The organism is Bradyrhizobium sp., assembly GCF_019242285.1.
Classification (GTDB): domain Bacteria; phylum Pseudomonadota; class Alphaproteobacteria; order Rhizobiales; family Xanthobacteraceae; genus Bradyrhizobium.
Window position 1 is genome coordinate 1 of record NZ_JAFAVV010000311.1, and the last position, 5,157, is coordinate 5,157.

Sequence of the window (5,157 nt, forward strand, 5' to 3'; positions counted from 1 at the left end):
CTGCCGGCGGAGGGCATCGTGCTGGTGCTCGGCCAGATCACCGACCCGCATAATGTCGGCGCCATCCTGCGCTCGGCCGCAGCGTTCGCGGTCAAGGCGATCGTCACCACCAACCGCCACAGCCCGGAGGCGACCGGGGTGCTGGCGAAATCGGCCTCCGGGGCGCTCGAGCTCGTGCCACTGGTGACGGTGCAGAACCTGGCGCGGGCGTTGACCGCGCTGAACGAGCGCGGCTTCCTGACCGTCGGGCTCGACAGCGCCGGCGCCGACAATCTCGCCGCGGTGGCGTTGCGCCAGCCGCTGGCCTTGGTGCTGGGCGCCGAGGGCAAGGGCCTGCGGCAGCTCACGCGCGAGACCTGCCGCGTGGTCGCCCGCCTCGACCTGCCCGGCGAGATCACCAGCCTCAATGTCTCCAACGCCGCGGTGCTCGCCCTCTATGTCGGTGCGACGCGGCTCGGCCTGATGGCATGACGCCGCTCGCGTGAAGCGAACCGGCGCCAAGGTTCTCGATCATCTCGGCGATCAGTCGTAGCGGCGCGTCCCGCGACGGCCGTACCCGTAGCCGGTGTGCCAGGCGTGGTGCTGCGGCGCATAGCCGTAACGCAGGCTGTGGCGATGGGGATAGAACGTGTAGCGATGGTGCCAGCGATAGGCATGGTGACGGTAGCCGCCGCGGTAGGTCGGATACGGCGCGAACGCGCCCGGGCCGGTATAGGTCGGGCCTTCGTTGACGTAATAGTATTGGTGCTCCGGTCCGGCGTCATAGTCCGTCTCCGGGTCAGCCAGCCGGTCATACCCAACGTAGCTCGGCACGGTGGTGTAGGTTGGCGCGTAGGTATAGGCCGGCGTCGTGCATGGGCCGAGATAGGTCGCGCACGGCGAGCATGCGGTGAACCCGCAGGCCATCGCGGGGGCTGCGCCCGCGGTCATCACGGCAAAGGCCGCTATCACTCCTGAAATCACTAGACGCATGACTTGCTCTCTCCTGTCGAATTTTTTTGGTTCACTCACCTCGAAAGCTTCTCGGAAGGCTCTTGCGGCCGATCCGAGAATTCGCGCTGGATGCGTCCCTCCCTGCCGCGCGGCGCCATCATCACCGGCGGCGGATCGAGCGGGACGTCCATGCGGGCCGATGGCGCCGGCAGGGACGGCGACTGCGCGGACCAGGACTGGTGAAAGGATTCGGCGCCCTTCGGCTTGCGATCGGCCGGCGCCTCGATCTCGGCCCGGCCGTAGCCCGGCTTCAGGCCGACGCTCGGATAATAGTGCCCGACCAAGGGCTCCGGATCGACGAGATGGCCGCCGAACACCCTGGGCGGGTTGTGCACGCTCTTGCCGAGGCCGAAATCGCCTTCGATGACGGCGTAGGACACGTCCACGCCGTTCATCATGATCGGCACGCCGGGCCGGCCGGGGATCACGAGGTCGAATCCCTCGCCGGCGACAGCCGCCGCCGGCGCTGCCAACAAAAGCATCAACGCGAACCGCATGTGCATGAATGGATGTCCAAGTGCCAAACGACAACCTAACCGATCATGTGGCGCCAAGGTGTTAAGGCCGCGCCGGAAAGTTCCGGTAAGCCTAACGCGGAAGCCATTCGCCAACGTTAATTTCGGGTGATGGCAACGAGGATGCGTTAACGTCCGCAGGATTGCGGGCTCGCGCGGTTCAAGTCAGGCAGCATCGGCGGTGCGCTCCCTCTCCCCGTTCTTTCTTACGGGGTGAGGGCTGGGGTGAGGGGCAGACACGAGCGTGCTTGTCGCAAGAACGCAGTCTTCGGAATGCTCGATATTGGCACCAGCGTGCCTCGCCCCTCGCCCGGATCGCATCTTCGATGCGATCCGACCTCTCCCTGCAAAGGGCGGGGAGAGGTAAAGCAGGCGCGTATTCAGGCGAGCGCGTTCGCCAGCACGGTGTGGGCGCCGATCGCGATGGTGACGACGCCGACCGTGCCCTGCAGGGCGTGATTGGCGAGGTTCAGCCAGCGCGCGGACACCACGATCGGGACGGCGATCACCGTGGACAGCGCGCCCATGCCGATCATCGAGCCGATGCCGAACAGCGCGACATAGGCGAGGCCCGCGAACGGGGTCGCGGCCTGCGCCACCGCGAGCATGAGCAGCGCGGCCGAGCCGGCCATGCCGTGCATCAGGCCAACCAGGAGCGTGCGCCAGCGAAAGCCGTGGGCATGCGCATGGACGCTGCTCCGGTGCGGCACGGTCTCGCCGGCGTGGCTGTGGGCATGGAGGTGGACGCGGTCGCCATGCTGGTGCACGTGAAGGTGGACGCGGTCGTGCCACAGCCGCCACAGCACATGCGCACCGAGGCCGACCAGCATCACGCCGACCGCGGTCTCCAGCGGCCGCGCCATGGTTTCGGGGATGGCATGGCCGAGCAGGATCGCAACACCGGCGAACACGAACAGCGTCAGCGTGTGGCCGAGACCCCAGGTCAGCCCGTGCCTGACGATGTCGCCGACCTCGCTCCGCCGCGCGGCGATCGCGGAGACGGCGGCAATGTGGTCGGCCTCGAGCGCGTGCTGCATGCCGAGGAGAAACCCCAAGCCCAGAATAACGAACATCGCTCTCCTGCCTGCGCCCCACAAGCCCTGTGGTCCTGCTTCCGGCGGGGCGGAATTTCGCATTGCCCTGACGGCCCATGCAACACGATTTGCACGACGGAATGGCTCCGTTGCATCGGTAACGCCGAGCAGGCATCCGGTATGTCACCCGGATGGGCACGCCCGAGACGAACGTGACCCTGAGTTACGCAGAATTCGTTCGTCGCATCAGGCAGGCGGCGAACCTCTTCACAGATTGGGTATGGGGCCGAGCGACGCGGTCGCGATCCTCGGTCCCCATGTCGCCGCAACACAGGTCGCGCTGTGGGGTGCCGTCGACGAGAGCGAGAGACAGGCCCTCATTATCCAAGCCAGGTTTCGCGCGAGGGCGGTGGCGGCTTGCGATGCCTTCAGCCTTCTGGCGCCGTCGTGATAGCCGGAAAACTCAAGGGAGCCCCTCCGACCGAGACAGGCCCTGCAGGTCTGGGCTGCCGAGCCATCCCGTTACGCACCACTCCGTATAGCCGCTTGCGAGCGCGCCCGGTTGGAATGGAGGAGGTTATTTCCGGCTTCATTGCATTTTGCAGCGAGTCGACCTTCGCTATGAGCGTGGAAATCTGAGCGGACATCTTCTTCACGTCGACATGTTCATCCGTGATCTGAGCAGATATCCTCTTCACGTCGACACGTTCATCCGTGACGCTCTGTCTTAGCGAAGCCAGCGCCGTCGAGTCCTGCTGAAGCAGAGCCGTGCTTTGTTGCAATGAGGAGCTGGTCTCCTGCAGCGAGGCCAGGTGTTGCTGCTGGGCCGACTGAATATCCGTCAAAGCGGCGACGACCGGGTCCGTGATTGGATCGGAAGCTTTCCGATGCGGAAGCAATTCGGCCAAATTGCCGACCCCCGGCAAGGGAATATCGAAGGACGGCAGCGTATAGATGGCCGCCGTGCCGTTTATGGCCAAAGCGAACATCGACAGTGCCAATATCGATTTCCGGGTGGACCGCTTGCTCGGTGCTGCGGATTGGGGTTGTTCGGGTTGGCTCTGCGTTTCCGACGTATTGGTCACTTGCACTGCCCTCAAACGAGTGAACGAAAAAAGGAGCCATCGCTGGATCGTCGTCGCGACGGCTCCCTCACGCAGCACCGATCTGCCCTGGATTATGGGCTGATGGGCTTAATTCCGCGTTAGCGCCTTGAAACGCCTGGCATGTGTCGCCAGCCGCTGGCCTGCACCCTGAACATTGGGATGCATGGCCTCGACCCCGGCGCAGAGACTGGAAAGGGCCTTTGCCGTCGGCCTGGGAGTTTGCGAGGACGTCCGATCGCGTGCTAACGTCTTGACATGAAATCGTCGGATATCGTCTGCCCCAAATGCAAGGCTGGCTACCGTCGCCTTGAAATCGCTTCCGGCCGAGCGACCACGGGCGAGTATCACTGCCTGCTGTGCAATCGCGTCCTCGAAGTTTTCGACGGCACAAAGAAAGTGCTGATCCGCCTCACTGTGCAACCGGAGAAAACGACCAGGCAAAGGCGATCAACGCGCTGACGATCTGCCACTTTGGCGTCGGAGCCTGCCTGCGATTTGGCGCGTCGTAATGTTCCGCGCCCGCCCCCTCATCGAAATCGATGCGGCTCAGGCGCGTCTCCAGAACCAGAAAGAACTTCTCCGCCAGCACCCGCATCACCTCCGAAGCGATTGGCGCAGCATCACCGAACACGGCAGCGGCCCGATTCGCCGGCCGCGATGGTTGAGCTGCTGGGTGCGCGACGTACAACTGATGTGCGAAACCTTTGTGAAGGCGGACTCCGTAAGACTACCGGTTGTGGGACCGCCACGACGCGCGACCGAGGAGGCGCGTACGGCGAGAGGGCCTGCCGTGGCCGAGAGTTCGAGTTCGGCGTCACCGAGAGCGAAGCATGGGATGCCGCGCCCGAAGAACATGGCCCGGCGGCGCGCCTGGACGTACCGATCCGCTCCCGCATCCCATCGGCGAACTGAACGCCAGATCGTGCGTTGACGGAGCCCGATGGCGTACCCTAAACAGGACGCGGCACGCCCCGCCGTTTCCGCGGCGTTCTCGCGGGTGGCTTCGCCGAGTCCCGCCAGGGGATTGGCGAAACGATCCTCTTCAGCCGGCTTAGCTCAGCGGTAGAGCAGCGGTTTTGTAAACCGAAGGTCGGGGGTTCAATCCCCTCAGCCGGCACCAGCAAAGATGATGGAAGCACATCCGCCGAGCGGCGATACCGGGCGCCGGCGGTCGCGCACTCTTCCGGGCCTCGTTTTGCTTCATGCTGCCGGCTGCTCGCGCAGTCCGATGCAGGCCGAGCTCGACATCGCACGTGAGCTTGCGCAGGAAGGCCGCTTCGCATGGCTCAAGGCGCGAGCACCGTCACTCCAGTCAAGGCACCTCCCAAGCCAGGATTTCTACGCGAACCTGACAGAACCATGCGATCGAAATTCAACAAAGTTGATGCGGGAGCAAAGCATCTTTGAAAGACTGAGGTGCGCCAGCAGCACTGGCGCGTCCCAAAGTGAGTAACCTGCCCTGCGCCTTGTCCCAAGGAGCGGGGCTTCTTTTCGGCCCAAGAGTTGGAG

At 64.5% G+C, this 5,157-nt stretch carries 6 protein-coding genes and 1 tRNA gene; 2 read left to right on the forward strand and 5 right to left on the reverse strand.

Annotated elements, in window-relative coordinates; all coding sequences use genetic code 11:
• The coding region (locus JOY90_RS12260) for an RNA methyltransferase (protein ID WP_291691399.1) at nucleotides 1-471 on the forward strand (471 nt) is incomplete at its 5' end.
• 51 nt (nucleotides 472-522) lie between these two features.
• Here the strand turns inward: JOY90_RS12260 and JOY90_RS12265 are convergent.
• The 5 genes from JOY90_RS12265 to JOY90_RS12285 form a co-directional block, all read right to left on the reverse strand.
• A complete protein-coding gene (locus JOY90_RS12265) occupies nucleotides 523-972 on the reverse strand; it encodes a hypothetical protein (RefSeq protein WP_291691400.1) in 450 nt (149 codons plus the stop codon).
• Nucleotides 973-1,007: 35 nt separating this feature from the next.
• Complete coding sequence (locus JOY90_RS12270) at nucleotides 1,008-1,475, reverse strand: hypothetical protein (protein ID WP_291691401.1); 468 nt, start codon at nucleotides 1,473-1,475, stop codon at nucleotides 1,008-1,010.
• Between the two features lie 413 nt (nucleotides 1,476-1,888).
• Nucleotides 1,889-2,581, reverse strand: a complete 693-nt coding sequence (locus tag JOY90_RS12275) for an urease accessory protein (RefSeq protein WP_291691402.1) — start codon at nucleotides 2,579-2,581, stop codon at nucleotides 1,889-1,891.
• A 389-nt stretch (nucleotides 2,582-2,970) separates the two neighbouring features.
• Entirely contained in the window at nucleotides 2,971-3,705 is a 735-nt protein-coding gene (locus JOY90_RS12280) for a hypothetical protein (RefSeq protein WP_367276916.1), read from the reverse strand.
• A gap of 352 nt (nucleotides 3,706-4,057) precedes the next feature.
• The gene (locus tag JOY90_RS12285) at nucleotides 4,058-4,279 is read right to left on the reverse strand and encodes a hypothetical protein (RefSeq protein ID WP_291691403.1); all 222 of its coding nucleotides are present in this window, start codon (nucleotides 4,277-4,279) and stop codon (nucleotides 4,058-4,060) included.
• Nucleotides 4,280-4,693: 414 nt separating this feature from the next.
• On the opposite strand from JOY90_RS12285, the gene JOY90_RS12290 reads away from it, so the two are divergent.
• Nucleotides 4,694-4,768, forward strand: a tRNA-Thr gene (locus JOY90_RS12290).
• Nucleotides 4,769-5,157: the final 389 nt, after the last annotated feature.

What these genes read in the sequence shown, in the direction of transcription:
- JOY90_RS12265 (WP_291691400.1), bottom strand. Translation starts at nt 972, where the DNA reads ATGCGTCTAGTGATTTCAGGAGTGATAGCGGCCTTTGCCGTGATGACC.
- JOY90_RS12270 (WP_291691401.1), bottom strand. Translation starts at nt 1,475, where the DNA reads ATGCTTTTGTTGGCAGCGCCGGCGGCGGCTGTCGCCGGCGAGGGATTC.
- JOY90_RS12275 (WP_291691402.1), bottom strand. Translation starts at nt 2,581, where the DNA reads ATGTTCGTTATTCTGGGCTTGGGGTTTCTCCTCGGCATGCAGCACGCG.